Origin of the sequence: Vibrio sp. M60_M70, from assembly GCF_037162085.1 — a bacterium.
Lineage (GTDB): Bacteria > Pseudomonadota > Gammaproteobacteria > Enterobacterales > Vibrionaceae > Vibrio > Vibrio diabolicus.
The window spans coordinates 2,513,622-2,530,637 of sequence record NZ_JARLUL010000001.1; the positions used below are offsets into that span (position 1 = coordinate 2,513,622).

Genomic DNA, 17,016 nt, shown 5'->3' on the forward strand with positions numbered 1-17,016 from the left:
CGGTCGTTATTGATTCGAGTTGTGATGACAAATACTTTAAATGCTCATAATGTGAAATAGACGATACAGTTAAAAAATCGCCCCTATTTTTGAGCGGCATATTAAGAGAGGTACTGGCAGATACGCTAGAGAGCAATAAAGCAAACAGTGTGAGTCCAGTTAACCAAATTGTATGCGATGGTTTTAGCATTACAACCTCTCAGATGTCCTTACAAAATTGTGTTGGTGGCACAACCTGAGAGAACTCATAGTCCCTAAGGTCTAAACCTCAAATGTTCCCATATGAGTAAGCAGTCGATTTCTAGTATAAATAAAATACAATGAATTATCCCTGACCAAATAATGACAAATTCGTCATCAGATTGCTTCTTGCAAAATAGATGGAAAATAAAATTCACTGTATGCTATCTTGGAGCAGAAACTGGGTAAGATTGACATTCTTGCTCGCAAAGTCCAACCTTCCAACAAATCCTCATTATCTTGTTAGCTAAGGCAATCAAAACAACATAATGACGTGTACCCTCTAACTTGGCTATCCACTGACTACTAGACATGAAGTCGAGAGGCTGTGGCTACGCTGAGCTGTGACGGCGTATGAGTCTGGACGGCAGTGACTTACCGATGCTGGTAAGGTGATGTGACCCGCAGGCAGCACCATGCGACAGAGAAAACGCTCTCTTCCAAACGAGCCAGAACACCGGTATTAGATGGTGTGACTAAACATCACCTACAAGGGAAGAAATTGAGCGACTATCTACGCGAGCTCAGGCTAGAACTACAATCTGGTAACTACCAGCCTATACCCGCTAGACGCACCTATATACCTAAAGCAAATGGGAAACAACGCCCACAGGGCATTCCAACCCTGCGTGATCGCATAGTTCAACGGGAGATCTTGATGGCAATGGAGCCAATATGGGTAAATGATTTCCACTCATTATCTTATGGCCTCAGACTAGATCGCAGCGTCCACCATGCAATCTGTACGGTCAGGTCACAGCTTACAGACACCAGTGGTCGATCGGTTATCGAAGGTGACCTATCCAGTTACTTCGACACCGTACATCTATGCTTATGCTCAATATTGTGCATAAATTTCTCATGGGCTTTGCTAGTCAGCGGGGTCCCTAATACCTTTCTTCGAAGGTAAAAGCTCGACAACAGCTCGCCTTTCTTAATGAGCAACATTTAGCTCTCCACAATGAGAAATAGCCAATGCCTTGTCACGTTAATTAGATAGTACGCCCCACTACACTCAGCACAATCGCTGAACTTCGGGAGATGCCATCATGTCAGCTATCAAAACAATCGGTATCGATCTTAGTAAATCTAAATTTCATTTAGTTGGTCACGAGCATTCTGGTCAAGAGCTTTATCGGCACAAGTTCTCCAGAGCTAAACTGCTTCAATTTATCTCTGCACATGAACCTGTAACTATAGCAATGTAAGCCTGTTGTAGCGCAAACTGGCTAGCTAGATGCTGCCAAGAATTTTAAGCTCATTCCACCTCAATATGTTAAGCCCTACGTTAAAAGCCACAAAAATGATTTCATTAATGCCGACGCTATAGCCGAAGCGGCGACAAGACCTAAAATGAGGTTTGTAACGCCTAAATCTGAAGAGGCGCAATTAGGAAGTGTGATTCGTCGAATTCGAACTGACTACATTAGGGAAAGAACGGCTGTGATGAACCGAATTTCATCAACTCTTGTTGAGTTTGGTTTCAGTTTTCCTCGCGGTCATGCAAATATGAAACAGCTCTTCCAGTGGCTTGCTGACACTGGGCAATCAGTTCCTCCGTTACTTATTTTTGAGTTACGAGAACAACTTGAACATTACAATCACCTCAATGAGAAGATTAAAGAACAAGATAATAAGATTGAAAGTCTCAACCATGACAATGAGCTATTGGCCTTGCTGCACTCTATACCTGGTATCGGCCCAATGACTGCTGCTTGCTGTCTGTCAGCGGTGTCCAATCCGAAAGACTTTTCTAGCGAGCGTAATTTTGCTGCTTGGATAGGCATAGTTCCATTTCAATATCCAACAGGAGGCAAGCCTAGGCTTCTTGGAATATCGAAACGGGGTAACAAAGAACTGCGAGAACTCTTTTTTCATGCAGCAAGATCTGTACTGTGGAGAGATGCTACTGCAGAGAAATATTTTGGCACATGGTTACTAGACTTGAAGTGCCGTAAGCCATTCAATGTAGCTCTAGTAGGATTGGCAAACAAGCTAGCCAGAATCGCTTGGTCGGTTATGGCAACTCATAAGGCTTTCGTGATCAGAACATAAATCAAGTTTGCATATGAACAAGAAAGATGACAAAACGGTTAGACCACCAGATTGAAAACCTGTTGTCCAGAACAGCAACTAGAATGCTTTCACATTTTTGAGGACAATCTGGCGCGGATCTCATCGTGGATCTGAGGCTAAAGAAAAAGTCTCAATTAGACTCCGAATACATATATGGTCTCCCCCATTTGCGCAAGCAGCATTTCGATGATAAGGGACAGGTTAGCGGTGATATATTCGGTCTCTCATATTGAAACAATAATTTCAGACCTTGATGAACCATTCGCACGTACCATCCTACTAATCATTAGCTCGGACTTAATATCCGATGTATTCATCAGGTTTTGGGTACGTCGGTTTGACCTGTGTTTCATCTTAGATGCTAATCACACAAATTAGGTGATATTGAAAATTTCAGATTAAAGAGCTAGCAACCTGCTAACTTCTCGATGGGTTTATACTCCTGTTTCTTAGTCACAATAACCCACGCCATCCGTAACATTTTGTTCGCGAACGCGATGACAGCTCGATTAAAGCCTCTTTGCTCAACCAAGCGGTTAATCCAGATACTAAGCTTATCGGTCTTCTTCTTAGCATGAGCAACTACAGCTCTTGCCCCGTTAACAACTAAAGAGCGGAGGTGGGAGTCACCCCTTTTACTAATGCCCAGTAAGACATTTTTTCCTCCAGTGCTGTTTTGACGGGGGATTAGTCCTAAAGCTGCCGATGCATCTCTGCCGCGCTTAAACTGATACCCATCTCTCATCCAGGAGGTTAAGGAAATGCTCACGATAGAACCGACACCGGGCATTGTAATTAAACGCTGACAAGTATCATTAGATTTAACAGTAGCTTCTATATAATCCTGATACACACTCAGTTCTTTCTCGATATCGAGCAATCGCAAATATTGGCGGTTAAGAAATTGGCGAAACACATTGGTCAGCTCATTTTCAGCATCTTCTAGTATTCTGGGGACTTCTTTTTTAACTGTAGAGGCTCGTTGGGATATGACGATACCGTATTCACTCAAAAGGCCACGAACATGGGTAATTAGTCTGGTTCGTTCGACATTTAAAAGTCGGCGCATATGAAGGATACTTTGCTGATCCTGTTGTTCAATTGATTTTATCGCGACCGTTCGTATGGCTCCGTGTTGCGAGGCTTCAGCTATCGCTTGAGCATCGTTGTAATCATTCTTCTGACCACGTAAATACCCCTTAACATGCTGGGGCGGCAAAAGTTGAACATCATGACCAAGGTTTCTAATCTCACGCCCCCAGTAATGCGCTGAGGAGCAAGCTTCTATAGCAGCGACTGACAGTTCTAGGTTTGCTAAGTATGGTAGTACCTGGTTTCTGCTTAACTTCTTTCGAGTTACCCGCTTCCCGTGCTCGTTCAAAACCACAAAGAAAAAACTATTTTTTGCTAAATCTAGACCTATTGTTTTACGCTTAAACGAACTATTCCCCTTATATCCGATCAATTAGAACTAGTTCTATTTTGGCGCAATATGACGCGGTTAGTGGGTGGGGGAGACCATTTCATCATTAACTCAAACCAGCTCCGTTATTTTGAATTTTCACTTGCAAAACGGGGCGTACCATACATCCTGGACAAAACCTTGTCAGTTATATTACTAAAGTAGAATATAACTGATTATTTGAGGTATGGGAAAGTAACGCCCTGTTAAGGTGTGAGTAACGCAATACCAAAGCCGCCGCATACCACCTAAAACACCAAACACAACGCATAGTAAAAATACCACGCGTTACGAATCACTCTTGAACGCTTTGTATGGTTTATTTTTACTACGTGGTAAACACTTTAACCATACCAACACAGGCAAGACCAACAAACCCGTTAACATTATATCTGCTACCGTATGATAGCCTTGATATAGCATCAACAAACAATACGATAACATTGATATTATCGTTATAGACCTTACCGTTTTTCCTATAAAACATAGAGTTACCACAAACACCAATGCCAAGGCAGTGTGAGTGCTGTAATCAAGACCAATAGACGCAAAAGCGCCAAGGTACTTATCTGCAAACATTAATGTATAAATGTAAAGCGCACCCAAAAACGTTGTTACTACATCGATCAAGGCACTTCTTACATCTGAAATAAACCCCTTTCTTACAAACCAAAGTAACGACAAAATACCTAGCAGAGGCACATATGAATCAGCGATGGCATCTAATTGTTGATAAGTCATTCTATTAACTCCCGAACTCCTGTTCATGCACATTCCAGCGTGCACAATAGCGAAGAAAGACATTAAACCTAGACTCATTCGCTATCGGACAAAACAAGCAAAAATAACTCAGGATTGAGTTAGAAACGAGCATTATTCATTTGCAACTTTGACACAAGGATATTTACCGAAAAAGCCTAACGCCCTGTTAAGGTGTGAGTAACGCAATGCCGAAGCTCCCTCATACCACCTTAAACACTAAACGCAACGCATAGTAAAAATGCTACGCGTGCCAAATCCCTCTTGAACGCCTTGTATGGATAATAAGTACTCCAATCGGGTAAGGTGAGACCCAGACTTTAGCTGCAACTAAAGTTCTTCTATCTGGTAGTTCGATTGAACGATGGCTCCTCAATTGAGAGACCGGTAACAAGTACGAACGCCAGATAGAACTCCAAGCACCACACTCGAATAGTCTTCTGGGTCTCGAGCCCGCATTTGCAAGCAAGAGTTAGCTTATTATGAATACAAACACACTTCAAAACATTAATGTCGGCGTTGATACTGGTAAGTCACAATTAGACATCTACATCCGACCACTCGATATTTACTTCACTGTCCCGAACACCGAAAAAGGCATCAGCGATGCCATAAAAACCATTAAGAAACACAAACCTCAACGTGTCGTCATCGAAGCTACAGGTCGATTAGAAATGCCTTTTATACTCGCCTGTGACAAAGCCAAATTACCTTATGTTATTGCCAACCCACTACGTATTAAAAGGTTTGCTGGTGCCATTGGTCAACGAGCTAAGAACGACCGTTTAGATGCCGCTCTCATCGCACATTATGCCGAACGTGTTCAGCCAGAACTGACCAAACTAAAAAGCGAAAACATACGCCTTATGAGTGACTTAGTCACAAGGCGTAACCAGCTACTCACCATGCAAACCATGGAAAGAAACCGACTACAAATATTACCTAAGAATATCTCGTCTACGATTACCCCTATCCTTACCGCCCTGAAAAATCAGATTGAAAAAGTAGAAGCAAAGATAGCGAAACTGATTGAGAGTTGTCCTGAGTATCAAGCCAAAAATACTATTCTCCAAAGCATGCCTGGTGTTGGTAAAGTCCTTGCTGCCTCCCTAATTAGTAATGTACCCGAGCTGGGCTTTATCACTAACAAACAAGCTTCTTCTCTCATTGGTGTCGCACCAATAACAAGAGAAAGTGGCCGCTTTAAAGGTAAGCGGCTGATACAAGGAGGGCGGTCTCAAGTTAGGACCGTTATGTATATGGCGATGATGTCGGCTATCCAATGCAACCCTGTTTTCAAAGCAACTTATGAACGACTACTTACGGCAGGAAAACCGAAAAAAGTTGCCATTGTTGCCTGCATGAGAAAGATGGTTGTTATCTTAAATTCAATGCTAAGAGATGGTGTTATGTGGGATACAGATAGCCTCAAAAATTAACTATTGACGCCATAGTCTCTTGTTAAGCGTATTTATCATCCCAAGTTCAAAGATTTAGGAAGGTTTTCATATATTTACACCTGATGAATTATCGGCTTACGCAACGAGTATATCCGCCGTAGCTGCATTGCTATCAGCGGTAGCAGCATTTAAAACAAACCGTACCGCAAAAAGTGCAATCAAACTACAGCAACAACTAGAAAACAGTAAACTCAGTTTTATCAAACACCAAGAGAGCTTAAAATTACTTCAGTCAATAATTTCATCTTTCGCTGAAATAAAAGCTCTTGCCAAATCAGAACGTTGTGACGAGAACAGACAAAAATCGATGAAGTAATTTCTCGGTTCAAAAGTGATATTAAAATACTAAAGGCGATTAACTCTGAAATTGGAGCCCTGATCTACAGCTGGGAAATTGAGCGTGAAATGGGAAACGACTCCATACCAAGAGTGGTTTACTACATAATAGGAAACCTACATGCGATCATTGGCGATAAGTACGATGAATTTTTCAAAGCAAAGAAACTTTAGCTCAGTAATATCCAAGAACAACTTTTTTAAATCTATCGCCAAGTTTGACGTTTAACGCCGCGTTAAGTAGTGAGCAACGCTACCGCCGAACTTAAACCGTTGTGTCGTAAGAACCTTAAAGCTATTAGCTAATGAATTAGGCGTGCCTTTAAGTTTCTTTTTCAGTGAAGATTAGAGCTCTCGGGAAATAGCGTGCCTAGTGGCTAAAATGACGGAAGAGGAAAGGAAAGAAAAGAATTTATCGTGTCATTGCTCAAAAACGTAAAGTGTAGGGGCATGGTGGCAGAACCGCTCTTTTCACGAAGAGCATTTTCCTGTGCTTCTAGCGCTTTCTGCTGTCCGTTTGCCATCTTACCCCAAGACGCTTGGCTTCGCTTACCAGCCCAGTTTGTCTCTAAGATCCATTGGCATTTTTTGGATCACGATGTCGATAACCTCTTGAGTATTTATACACTTTAGATCTTTAAGTTCTCGCTCCGCTTTCTGATAGCGGCTCACGACTTCCTTCTTCTTCTCTCGTCTAATGCCTGTCATTTTTCGTTTTTTTGCTTCTCTTGCTCAGCCTGATGCAGCGCTAGAAGCTCATTATTCAAATCATTGAATAACAACAGTATATGCGGACTGAAAGACGACGCGACAAAGATACTTTGCGCTGTCACCCCCACTTTTCTAGCTACATTCGACTTTTTCATTTGGTAAAACTTGGGGGTTTTCGTTGTTGCGACTTTACCAAACGCCTTAATTTCCTTTGAGATCTCAGCCTGTAGCTCCAAAATCGCATAATAAGACTTGTAAGTCGTATGGTCTTTATCATCAACCAACCAAAGCGGTATATTGCTCTCTTCGCTATCTGAGTCATCATCCAGTCCATTAAGAAACTCCTCACTGAGCAAATCGTGCTTAGCCATATCGTTTTTTCTCCTCTTGTACCTTGTGATGAATAGCGTCGATGGCGCCCTTTATCTCTGACAATACCAGATCTACCTTATCCGCATTCTTGTTGTTTCGAAGCTCTTTGATCCGCTTCCAACTCGAAGTAAGTGCTGGAAGGTGGGCCTCCAATAGAAAACCAATCCCGTTGGGCTGCAGAGCCTCTTTGATCATCGGCTGAATCGTTACCCAAATACCTCGAATATTCCCTTCCGTGATCAACCCGTTGGCACAATTTAGACAAAATTCGAGCTTTGCATCTTGAGGGTTTAACGTCCCCATCTTTGCGCATTTAGCACGACCCTCTGCGCCGTCGCGAGGCATGCACACGACAAAACGACTCGGTTGTACGCTGATAATGCGCCCCAAAATGGCGTCTCTTAGATTATGCACCTCACTATCACTTCTCACTTTTGTCGAGCCAATGAGTTTTTTGACAAAGCGAGCTACCCCTCCAATCTGCTTTTCTTCAAACTCGTGCGATGACATGAGTTCCAACACAATGGAGTTTAAATAGCGTTGTTCGGCTAACTTCAAGAAACCTCTGGGTTCTTTATCTCGCAAATAAGCCATGAAGAACGAAGCGTCCAAGTGGCAGAACTGGTGCCGGATAACTGCACCAACATCCCCCTGATAGCGAGTCAATACGGCCTCAGCCCATATGTGGCGGAAAGCGTGGGGTGATGGGTGACGCACCCCGTTCAATAGTTCTGCCATGATATCGGACATTGTTTTTTTATCATTAAGGTTTGCCTCGCCTGATAGCAGCAATGCCCTTGTCTCGTTCGATAAATACTGTTTAATAATTCTCTCATGCTCATTATTTTCCAATGAGCAACGCCGAACGAACGCTACGAGAGATTTTTTGAATTTTTCCTGAATTTTAGGCCCATTAAACGATGAATGGGATAATCGCAGCCAATCACGCTTTACCTCTTTGGCTGTCAACAGCAGATGACGATACCGAGCACTGTCCACAGGGTATTTCTGTGCTAACGCATCAAATTCAGTCTGCTCTAAAGCAGTCAGTACCCTGCCTTCTTGTCGCAATTCCTCCAAACGCACGACATCATTAAACGGTGGGTAATTGATGAAACCCGCCCAGTTTGCCTTAACTCTGGCTTCTACGTACGTACTCGAGTCATAGGCAGTTTGTTTGTCTCCTCTGGTCGATGTCAGCGCATAGAGACAGGGCTCATCGCGCACATGGCCAAAAACTTCATTCAGTTGCGCTGCCAGTTGATAACACTGCGAGGTCACCTCTCTGTCGATTTTCGTTAGAGCATTAGTTTTAGGGACAAGCCATTTTAATTTGAAACGAAACGGCACATACGCGCTGTCTAAGATGTCCAAATTGGGCTCAGTTTGTATCGCGCTTAGTGGAAACCCATACTCGGACATTCGGTAGCCCGTCCAAGCGATAACAAGGGCGCTTATAGCGTGCAGCTGTATCGCTAAGCTTTTTTGAGTGATTGAAAGGTATTATTGGCAGAGTTTGCCAACAAACTCTTCACCCATTTCTGGATTGAGGCAAGGCATTCCTTACTGGTGAGTCGATCCTCACTTACAATTGCTGTCATCTTGTCGTACACATCATCCACACTCACCGTATTCAGTGACTGACTGTTGATTGATAACTTGTCTAATGAAGACAAATACCCATTCCAAACCTCACCCGGTGATTTACGGCCCTGTAAACCTAAGTATTTTTGCAGCATTAGAACGCGTATTACTTCAACCGCATCAAATCGCTCGCTTAATCCAAGCTCAATCACCAACGAGTGAATGCTCGCATCCTTTAACGATGTGACCGCATCAAAGCGCTTACCGTACTCGCTAACGAGCAATTTCTCGGTCATAACTTTTAGCTCTTGGTGATTGATACCTTGAGTATGGGGATCTGTATTGTATCGAGACTTACCTAAATCTTTACCTTGTAACCCTGCAAGTATGACTTTGAAGAGTCGATTTTTCGGCACGCTTTCCTTGATATTCGGTATCCCAAAGTGCTCAAATACAGCCCCTATCGCTCTTTGACACACAGCAGTGTAAAGAAAGTTATTTTGATAAACGCGATTCAGGTAATCCACATAGTACTGTCCAAGCTCTAACCCCAAGTGATTGAAGCTCCCCCTTTTTTATATTCATTTAATTTAATATTGTACTTAGCTATACACACGTTATCGAGACTAGATTCCACCTTAGGGACTGTAAGGTCACGTCCGATGACGCCATCAACTCCCAAGGCTTTTAACTTGTTTCTTATGACCATAAATGGTACCGGTCTGATAGAACTTCTGTAAGCCGGTATCGATACGCGCTTAAAAAAACCATCGTGTTTAGCGACTCGGCTCATAAACGAGCTCCAAAAGTCAACAAGCAAAGGGACACTTAGCGCTACTTCTCCTTGCTCTTTTAGGAAAGCGAAGAGGTGCATCACCATCTGGTAAGCAGGCCCAACATGATCCGCATTTTTTGGGGTCAATACGATAGAGCAAAACAGTTTCGCGTATTGCTTGCTGCTTAAGGCTCTGTCTAATTGACTTGTTTTCAGCGAGGCGGGAGATTCAAGATTGAACGCCGGCAAATCGAACACTGAAAAATCAATAGAGGTTTTGCTTTTTCCTTTGGAAAAAAACCAGATATCATCGTCATATCCTCCGTGTTCCTCCTTGAATAGTGGGCTAGCGCGAAGTTTTAGGTCTTGATCGTGCCAAAAAGAATCTGTCGGTGTGGTAAATATGGTTAGTGCCACTTTTCCTCCCGTTACAATGAGTGAAAAACGCTCATCACGACGCCTTTTTTGGTCATTTCATTAAATTGCTTTGTACCCATGTGAACAGCGTGTTGGCTCATTTTGCCTAATGTAGCCTCTATCCATTCTGCTGTCGGCATGACCGTCTTAAAAAGCAAATCCGGATTAGTTGCGAGTAGTTTTTTATAATGTTTTTTAAACTCATGGAGGTAGTTGAGCATTTTCAAAACGGTTAGCGGACTGTCGATAACATATATAGGCTCTAGAGGCTCATTTTTTGTGTTATTTAAGGAAAGTACCCCAACCTCATCCACCCTCCCTTTGCCTTGTCCAGTGACCAACCGCAACCTAGCGTTCATCTCCTCGCTTTTATAAGAGATCCCCTCAGACACCGCCATGAACTCGCTGTTAAATGCGGCAACTTTTTCTTCGTTGTCATGACTAAAATCTAAATTGAACACATTTTGGATCAAGTCAAACATCACCTCGCGCGTGATCCGGCCGGAACTGTTCATCCACTGTTCGTTATCCTCCGTGAGATAGCTACTCTTTTCCGTTTTATTGCTGTGCGAATTGCTGTTGAGCAGGTACTCGTAGGTGTAAGGATCGCTAAATGCATGGACAGCACTGTTTTTTATTGCTTGAAGTCCAAATAAACACTTCGGGCAAGGAGATCTTAAATCCTTACCTAACGCCCATCTCTCTTGAGTCAGTTGCTTTTTCCGAACTAAACTCACATTTGAAGTATGCACGCCGCTTTTAATCAGCGCACACAAGGCTTTCGGCATTAGGACGGGGATCTTCTTTTTGCTGTGCGCCGCTTCTACGGCTGCATGCATACCCTCAGATTGCAAAAGAAGCCTCAGCAAGCCTGTTATTGAACGGATACCATTCCTGATATCCCATTCATGCGTGGTGCACAGCAGCTCCCCGTCTTGCGCGGAGTCGAGGTAGGTGAGCAGCGCCTGACCTTCGATGTCTCTTACTGAAAGTGCACGTGTGGTATGAAAGACCCGTGCTCGCCCCTTAAAGTACTCACATTCAATCTGTCTGACGCGACCACCTACTTCCAGTTTTCGAAAGTCCCTGTTCGTTAACTTTGGGATATCGTATGGTTGAACAGCCAACCCAGCCATCAGCCAGCCAAATATGGCTCTTTCAATAACCGTAATGACTTGTGCCTCGTCTCGCCATAAAGCGCATAGCACCTCTAGAGAAAAAAGAGAACCGGAACCATCTGAAGTAATATTGTATCTACAAAAATCTGAATTAACTCGCTGTTTGCGACGGATTTTGTTCAAGAATAATGCATCGCATGATTCTTGAGTGCCCAACGCCCCTATCAGCTTTAAGTAGTTTTCTTCACTAGTAGTATTGGACAACAGTAATACCTCTAGCACAGATCGCAATGACGGGGGCTTTTCTTTGCTTTGATGATACGCGCTGATCAAGCGATAGAGCACCGTCCCTATGTGCGTTTTTATTCTTTCTCTACTCAACGATGCGAAATCAACATCCATAAGGGTGGTGAATTCGGGTTGAGCTTTTTCAAATAAGCGGCTCAGCGCAACTTTATACTCCGACATTTGCAAAATGACCGTGGCAGCGGTCAAGCTCAGGGAGTTTACCGTTAGTTTCGGCGAGGCAAGTCCAGTGTACAGTTTACCGCCAATGCCAATTTCGTCATCTCTTAACCAGTCCAATGCACCGAAATAATTGGCAAGCGACTTTTGGGCTTTGTTTAAGTTTGGACTAATCTTGGTTGCTCTCAACTCCCTTATAAACAGGTAGTCCTCAAGCTCTACTTCTTCCTGAAAATGCACAGAGTTAATCGCGTGCAGCAAGATATTCCTTAATCCTATTAAAGGACTATAGCCTCCATGATTTTGCAGTTCGTCCATACGTTCAGCTTCATATTGCTTAAGGATGTTATAACGATTCTCAACAGAGTAGTCGTTCAGCCACGTAATAAATGGGAAAGCAGAGCTTGCAAATACATTTTTTGCGCTTTTAGCTGCGGTTTTGTCAAAAAAGGCGTAGTTGTATGCAGCAATCATCACCTTATAAAGCACAACTTTATCGGGGTGAGACCAATCCTGCATACTGAGTGTATACTCAGCAGTTGCATTACTTTTAGGAACAAATAATGTTTTAGCGGTGTAGGGCTGCTCCAGAAGAGCATCTGGCTGACGTTGTTTCTTAATATCAGCGTACTGTGCCTCCACTTCATCGCTTGTCAACGACTGAACACCGCTCTCTCGCTCGCCATTACGCATGGATGGCTTCCTTACGCAGTGCCTCTAACTCACCACAGGCATGAATATAAGTTTTGGTTGTCTGAGCCCCATATGGGCCCGTTATGGAATGCCCCATACGTCGAGCGGTTTCCAGATAAACCGCTGACTCGGTAGTGATAGTTTCGAATCTTTTCCTGTTTGACAGGCATAAGTTGTAAAAAATATCTGTCCCAAAAGAGTGTCTCAAATGGTGATAGACATTTTCCTTTTGGATAGTCTGATGGCCTGAGTAAGCTGCTGGATAATCGCTCATTTTTCCACGCAGTTGCTCGCTTATCTTGTAGAAAATCTGACTGGCAAATTTGCTACCAATCACACGACCTTTTGTGTGGTTTCGCGCATTAGATACAAGCAATTGGTTCACTTTAGTCAATGGCCGCTCTGTCTCGTAGTAGCGCTCCATCAATTGTAGATGATGGCGAGAGAGATATAGCTTGCGTGATCTGCCAGTTTTTGTATTAAAGGAAGGAAGGTGGTATTCAAAGTCCTCTTTTTCAGGCTCCTTTCTTAACTGCTGAAATAGGCTCTTCAAACCGCGACGCATTTCTCCATCGGCTTTAAAATCATCTAGATAAAACCCACGGTTCTCGGATGAACGACACCCCTGCTCCCCGCCGTTCATTAGCACGATTTTCTCAAGCAAGCAGCTTGACTCGCGATAAAGGAGATGTCTAGTCGCCGGCAGGAGGTATTTAACCACCATATTGGTCTTGCCGTTCGCTCTAGCTAACGCGCGATTATCTGAATAAATACATACCTTTTTTTGCTTAGTGCCCAAAAAAAGGTCAGCCAGTTGTAATAGCTCGTCAGGGCAGTGACCGCCTTTGTGACCGAATCCAAACTTTTTTCCATCTCAGCTATGAGGTAATCATTGATGTACTCGTTAATGATGTCTGCAGGGAAAGCCGTGTGTCGATCAAGAGTAATATAAGGATGTTCGTGCTCATCGACCCACTCTAAAAAGAGGCCGAGCTGGTGACCCCGATCATATTGGGATCAATCTGAGATGTGTGTTTCTTGGAAATAGGCTTTTGTATACCCGGTGACCTTATCAAGCTTTTCGGTATACGCGACCGTGGAACCGTTACTTCGTGTGTATCGAGAATAGATGCAAGGTATCAAGATAGGGAGATTATCATTATAAAGATAAATCCAGTGCCCGTTGTGTAAATTGTCATTGATTCTTTGCATACAGTTTCATCCCAGAGGTTACCACCCTATGTATAAAACCGTAGTAGACTTTGAATCACTTTCAAATTTAATCCTAGATTAATACCTTACCTTTTAAAAACAATCCATATCGACGTGAATGATTTTTCTGATTCGGTCTGACATAGCCATTAAACACTGTTCAAAAACACAGTATAAATTAAATCTGCCTTGATAGAAATGAGAGTTTGTAAACGTGCTTTAATCTCGTAACATCACATCAAGCTGATCGACCAACTCTGCCCAGTCTGCGTCTTCTTCAATGGCTTGTTTGAGAAATGTGGCCTGCGAACTTGTCCAAAAGCTGGCTTCATGCAGAGGGGCTGAAGCTCTTTTGTGCCGATGTTCGTTAATAAAGTCCTTTATCTCTTGAGGAGAGCTGCCGAGGCCTAGTTGTTGAAACAATTCAGCCATACCGTGTTGATGCATTTCCATATTTCCTCCTAAGTTAACGCGCTTTAGTTTGAGTATATAACCAAATAACAGTTAAGTACGGTGATTAAAGGGAAATGACTTGGCTGTGAAGTCTGCACCGACTTAAGCTTCCGGTCATCCTAGATTAAACGTAGCAAGCAAAGTATAAACTCTCAGAGAAGTAGAGCGAGAGATATAAAAAAACCCAGCTTTAGCTGGGTTATTTTGTATTACTCTTTGGATGACCGATACTTAAGCAATTCGATCTTTTTCCCATGCAGCCAATTTCTCAGCTCGCGCCGCTTCACGTGCTTCACGTTTCTTACGCGCGTCACATGGTTCTGGACAGTTACATACTTTCTCAATACCTACTGCACCAAGACCGCCACAGCTACCCTTCACTACTTTCTTCTGGAAGATGTAGCCAACAGCCATCGCTGCGATTACCGCAACAAAAACTGCAAACGTAATTAGAAATGTACTCATAAGAACATGCTCACTTCTGTTGTTATTTCTTCATGAACGGCTTGTATGCTTCCGAAGCCAGCTCTTTAAAACCATTTTCCGTCTTCACAATCATGAAAACAGGAATATTATTTTCGTTCGCAATTGCCATGCCTTTGTCTTCACCTAGCACCATAAGACCAGTTGCAAGACCATCAGCAGTCATCGACGATTTATCTAATACCGTTACAGACACCACTTTATGATGAATAGGTTTGCCTGTTCTTGGATTAATAATATGAGAGTATCTCACACCATTACTCTCAAAGTAATTACGATAGTCACCACTTGTTGCAATTGCCATGTCCCCTGGCTCAATAATTTCTTGAATTGAGCGCTCATCAATAGTCGGCTTTTCAATCGCTATGCGCCACGGCACGCCTTCACGATTCACGCCTTTGAGGCGCATTTCGCCGCCCACTTCTACCATGAAGTTATGAACCCCTTCAGATTGAAGGTAGTCAGCAACCACGTCAACCCCCCAACCTTTAGCAATAGTTGATAAATCGACATACAAGTTAGGAATATCTTTGGACAATTTATTGCCATCAACAGATAGGTGGTGAATGCCAGTATTGGCTTTGCGTGCCGCTAGCTCTTCATCTGTAGGAACGACATCAGGGCGAGCTTCTGGGCCAAAGCCCCACAGGTTAACTAAAGGACCGACTGTCACATCCAATGCGCCTAAAGTAAGACCGTTGAGACGAATCGCTTCTTTGACTACGGTTGCTGTTTGTGTCGATACAGTAAATGGCTCACTCGTTTGATGCTGGTTAAAGCGACTTAATTCTGAATCATCACGGTAGGTCGACATTTGGTCATTGACTTCTTCCAGTAAGCGATCAATTTCCGTCTGCATCGCTTTTGGCGTAGGAATACCATCTTGCTCGATATATTTGATGTTATAAGAAGTCCCCATGGTAGGGCCACTTAGATGAATTTGATCTGCTGGCTGCTCACAGCCAGCCAAAATCAATAGAGAAGCGAATGCAACAAGCCACGTTTTCACTTGTTAACTCCCAATGTTGTTGAATTGATATGGGGAATGGGACCGATTACTTAAATCCAATTACCTATATCAACTGTTGAATATTATTTTTACTTCTACAAAAAATAATGGCTAGCTCTTAGAGAGCTAGCCATAGATTCAATCACTTGGAGGGATTAACCACCGAAGTCATCTAGTAGGATGTTTTCATCCTCTACACCTAGATCTTTTAGCATGCCGATAACAGCCGCATTCATCATAGGTGGACCACACATGTAGTATTCACAGTCTTCTGGCGCTTCGTGATCACGTAGATAGTTCTCGTAAAGAACGTTGTGAATAAAGCCAGTGTAACCATCCCAGTTATCTTCTGGAAGTGGATCAGACAGTGCACAGTGCCATACGAAGTTATCATTCTCAGCTTGTAGCATATCGAAGTCTTCTACGTAGAACATTTCACGCTTAGAACGTGCGCCGTACCAGAAAGACATCTTACGCTTAGAGTGTAGACGCTTAAGTTGGTCGAAGATATGTGAGCGCATTGGAGCCATACCAGCACCACCACCAACGAATACCATTTCTGCATCTGTATCTTTCGCAAAGAACTCACCAAATGGACCAGAAATAGTACACTTGTCGCCTTCTTTTAGAGACCAGATGTACGAAGACATGATGCCTGGTGGTACGTCTGGGTTGTTCGGCGGCGGAGTTGCGATACGAACGTTAAGCATGATGATACCGTGCTCTTCTGGGTAGTTAGCCATTGAGTATGCACGGATGGTCTCTTCGTTAACTTTAGACTCGTAACGGAAAAGGTTGAACTTCTCCCAGTCTTCACGGTATTCCTCAGGAATATCGTAGTCTGCGTATTTCACGTGGTGAGCAGGTGCTTCAATCTGGATGTAACCACCAGCACGGAAAGGTACTGATTCGCCATCTGGAATTTGTAGCTTAAGCTCTTTGATGAATGTCGCTTTGTTATCGTTAGAGATAACGGTACATTCCCACTTCTTAACGCCGAAGATTTCTTCAGGAAGCTCGATGTCCATGTCAGTTTTCATAGCAACCTGACACGCTAGACGCTCACCTTCACGTGCTTCACCTTTAGTAATATGGTCAAGCTCGGTTGGTAGGATGTCGCCACCACCTGATTTAACTTTTACGCGACACTGACCACATGAGCCACCGCCACCACAAGCAGAAGATACGAATACGCCAGCACCGGCTAGAGCACTCAGTAGCTTACCACCTGGTTGTGTAACGATCGCCAGAGAAGGGTCATCGTTCACAGAAATTGTAATGTCACCTGTTGGTACAAGCTTAGACTTAGCGAAAAGAATCACTAGTACTAGTGCAAGTACGATCAGAGTAAACATCACTACACCAAGAATAATGTCCATTGACTATTCCTT

General features: G+C 43.3%; 15 protein-coding genes and 2 pseudogenes. 4 read left to right on the forward strand and 13 right to left on the reverse strand.

The features are described 5' to 3' along the window. Positions 1–712: 712 nt before the first annotated feature. The gene (locus P4S59_RS11685; RefSeq protein ID WP_438816378.1) at positions 713–1,150 is read left to right on the forward strand and encodes a reverse transcriptase domain-containing protein; all 438 of its coding nucleotides are present in this window, start codon (positions 713–715) and stop codon (positions 1,148–1,150) included. Between the two features lie 139 nt (positions 1,151–1,289). Continuing rightward, positions 1,290–2,295, forward strand: a pseudogene (locus P4S59_RS11690) (IS110 family transposase). Between the two features lie 427 nt (positions 2,296–2,722). Here P4S59_RS11690 and P4S59_RS11695 read toward each other — a convergent pair. Together P4S59_RS11695 and P4S59_RS11700 are read right to left on the reverse strand one after the other, a co-directional pair. Further along, positions 2,723–3,781 carry an IS110 family transposase gene (locus tag P4S59_RS11695; protein ID WP_337168435.1) on the reverse strand — a complete coding sequence of 353 codons (1,059 nt, stop codon included), beginning with the start codon at positions 3,779–3,781 and terminating at the stop codon, positions 2,723–2,725. 285 nt (positions 3,782–4,066) lie between these two features. Then, entirely contained in the window at positions 4,067–4,519 is a 453-nt protein-coding gene (locus P4S59_RS11700; RefSeq protein WP_257381840.1) for a hypothetical protein, read from the reverse strand. 500 nt (positions 4,520–5,019) lie between these two features. On the opposite strand from P4S59_RS11700, the gene P4S59_RS11705 reads away from it, so the two are divergent. Both P4S59_RS11705 and P4S59_RS11710 read left to right on the forward strand, forming a co-directional pair. Next, positions 5,020–5,976 carry an IS110 family transposase gene (locus P4S59_RS11705; protein WP_033906599.1) on the forward strand — a complete coding sequence of 319 codons (957 nt, stop codon included), beginning with the start codon at positions 5,020–5,022 and terminating at the stop codon, positions 5,974–5,976. Between the two features lie 637 nt (positions 5,977–6,613). Then, positions 6,614–6,772: pseudogene (locus tag P4S59_RS11710) on the forward strand (helix-turn-helix domain-containing protein); the annotation flags it as partial. A 110-nt stretch (positions 6,773–6,882) separates the two neighbouring features. Here the strand turns inward: P4S59_RS11710 and P4S59_RS11715 are convergent. From P4S59_RS11715 to nqrF, 11 genes are all read right to left on the reverse strand, one after another. Continuing rightward, the gene (locus P4S59_RS11715) at positions 6,883–7,041 is read right to left on the reverse strand and encodes a hypothetical protein (RefSeq protein WP_337168436.1); all 159 of its coding nucleotides are present in this window, start codon (positions 7,039–7,041) and stop codon (positions 6,883–6,885) included. After that, positions 7,038–7,415: a hypothetical protein gene (locus tag P4S59_RS11720; protein ID WP_337168437.1), complete on the reverse strand. Its 378-nt coding sequence runs from the start codon at positions 7,413–7,415 to the stop codon at positions 7,038–7,040. The genes P4S59_RS11715 and P4S59_RS11720 overlap by 4 nt, the downstream gene beginning before the upstream one ends. After that, entirely contained in the window at positions 7,408–8,790 is a 1,383-nt protein-coding gene (locus P4S59_RS11725) for a hypothetical protein (RefSeq protein WP_337168438.1), read from the reverse strand. The genes P4S59_RS11720 and P4S59_RS11725 overlap by 8 nt, the downstream gene beginning before the upstream one ends. Positions 8,791–8,891: 101 nt before the next feature. Beyond that, positions 8,892–9,554: a hypothetical protein gene (locus tag P4S59_RS11730; RefSeq protein ID WP_337168439.1), complete on the reverse strand. Its 663-nt coding sequence runs from the start codon at positions 9,552–9,554 to the stop codon at positions 8,892–8,894. Continuing rightward, positions 9,545–10,192, reverse strand: coding sequence for a hypothetical protein (locus P4S59_RS11735; RefSeq protein WP_337168440.1), 648 nt, complete (start codon positions 10,190–10,192; stop codon positions 9,545–9,547). Before P4S59_RS11735 ends, P4S59_RS11730 begins: the two co-directional genes overlap by 10 nt. Before the next feature lie 11 nt (positions 10,193–10,203). Then, positions 10,204–12,468 (reverse strand): hypothetical protein, encoded by a 2,265-nt coding sequence (locus P4S59_RS11740; protein WP_213970991.1) that lies wholly within the window; start codon positions 12,466–12,468, stop codon positions 10,204–10,206. Then, positions 12,461–13,267 (reverse strand): hypothetical protein, encoded by an 807-nt coding sequence (locus P4S59_RS11745; RefSeq protein WP_337168441.1) that lies wholly within the window; start codon positions 13,265–13,267, stop codon positions 12,461–12,463. Before P4S59_RS11745 ends, P4S59_RS11740 begins: the two co-directional genes overlap by 8 nt. Before the next feature lie 632 nt (positions 13,268–13,899). Further along, a complete protein-coding gene (locus tag P4S59_RS11750; RefSeq protein ID WP_012841486.1) occupies positions 13,900–14,133 on the reverse strand; it encodes a DUF2789 domain-containing protein in 234 nt (77 codons plus the stop codon). A 231-nt stretch (positions 14,134–14,364) separates the two neighbouring features. Beyond that, positions 14,365–14,598 carry a (Na+)-NQR maturation NqrM gene (nqrM, locus tag P4S59_RS11755; RefSeq protein WP_005436655.1) on the reverse strand — a complete coding sequence of 78 codons (234 nt, stop codon included), beginning with the start codon at positions 14,596–14,598 and terminating at the stop codon, positions 14,365–14,367. A gap of 22 nt (positions 14,599–14,620) precedes the next feature. Then, the gene (locus tag P4S59_RS11760; protein ID WP_047008896.1) at positions 14,621–15,625 is read right to left on the reverse strand and encodes an FAD:protein FMN transferase; all 1,005 of its coding nucleotides are present in this window, start codon (positions 15,623–15,625) and stop codon (positions 14,621–14,623) included. A 155-nt stretch (positions 15,626–15,780) separates the two neighbouring features. Beyond that, complete coding sequence (gene nqrF / locus P4S59_RS11765) at positions 15,781–17,004, reverse strand: NADH:ubiquinone reductase (Na(+)-transporting) subunit F (RefSeq protein ID WP_005380271.1); 1,224 nt, start codon at positions 17,002–17,004, stop codon at positions 15,781–15,783. Positions 17,005–17,016: the final 12 nt, after the last annotated feature.

Coding starts and splice junctions, on each gene's coding strand:
- P4S59_RS11750 (WP_012841486.1), bottom strand. CDS start 14,133: ATGGAAATGCATCAACACGGTATGGCTGAATTGTTTCAACAACTAGGC.
- P4S59_RS11705 (WP_033906599.1), top strand. CDS start 5,020: ATGAATACAAACACACTTCAAAACATTAATGTCGGCGTTGATACTGGT.
- nqrF (WP_005380271.1), bottom strand. CDS start 17,004: ATGGACATTATTCTTGGTGTAGTGATGTTTACTCTGATCGTACTTGCA.
- P4S59_RS11720 (WP_337168437.1), bottom strand. CDS start 7,415: ATGGCTAAGCACGATTTGCTCAGTGAGGAGTTTCTTAATGGACTGGAT.
- nqrM (WP_005436655.1), bottom strand. CDS start 14,598: ATGAGTACATTTCTAATTACGTTTGCAGTTTTTGTTGCGGTAATCGCA.
- P4S59_RS11740 (WP_213970991.1), bottom strand. CDS start 12,468: ATGCGTAATGGCGAGCGAGAGAGCGGTGTTCAGTCGTTGACAAGCGAT.
- P4S59_RS11700 (WP_257381840.1), bottom strand. CDS start 4,519: ATGACTTATCAACAATTAGATGCCATCGCTGATTCATATGTGCCTCTG.
- P4S59_RS11715 (WP_337168436.1), bottom strand. CDS start 7,041: ATGACAGGCATTAGACGAGAGAAGAAGAAGGAAGTCGTGAGCCGCTAT.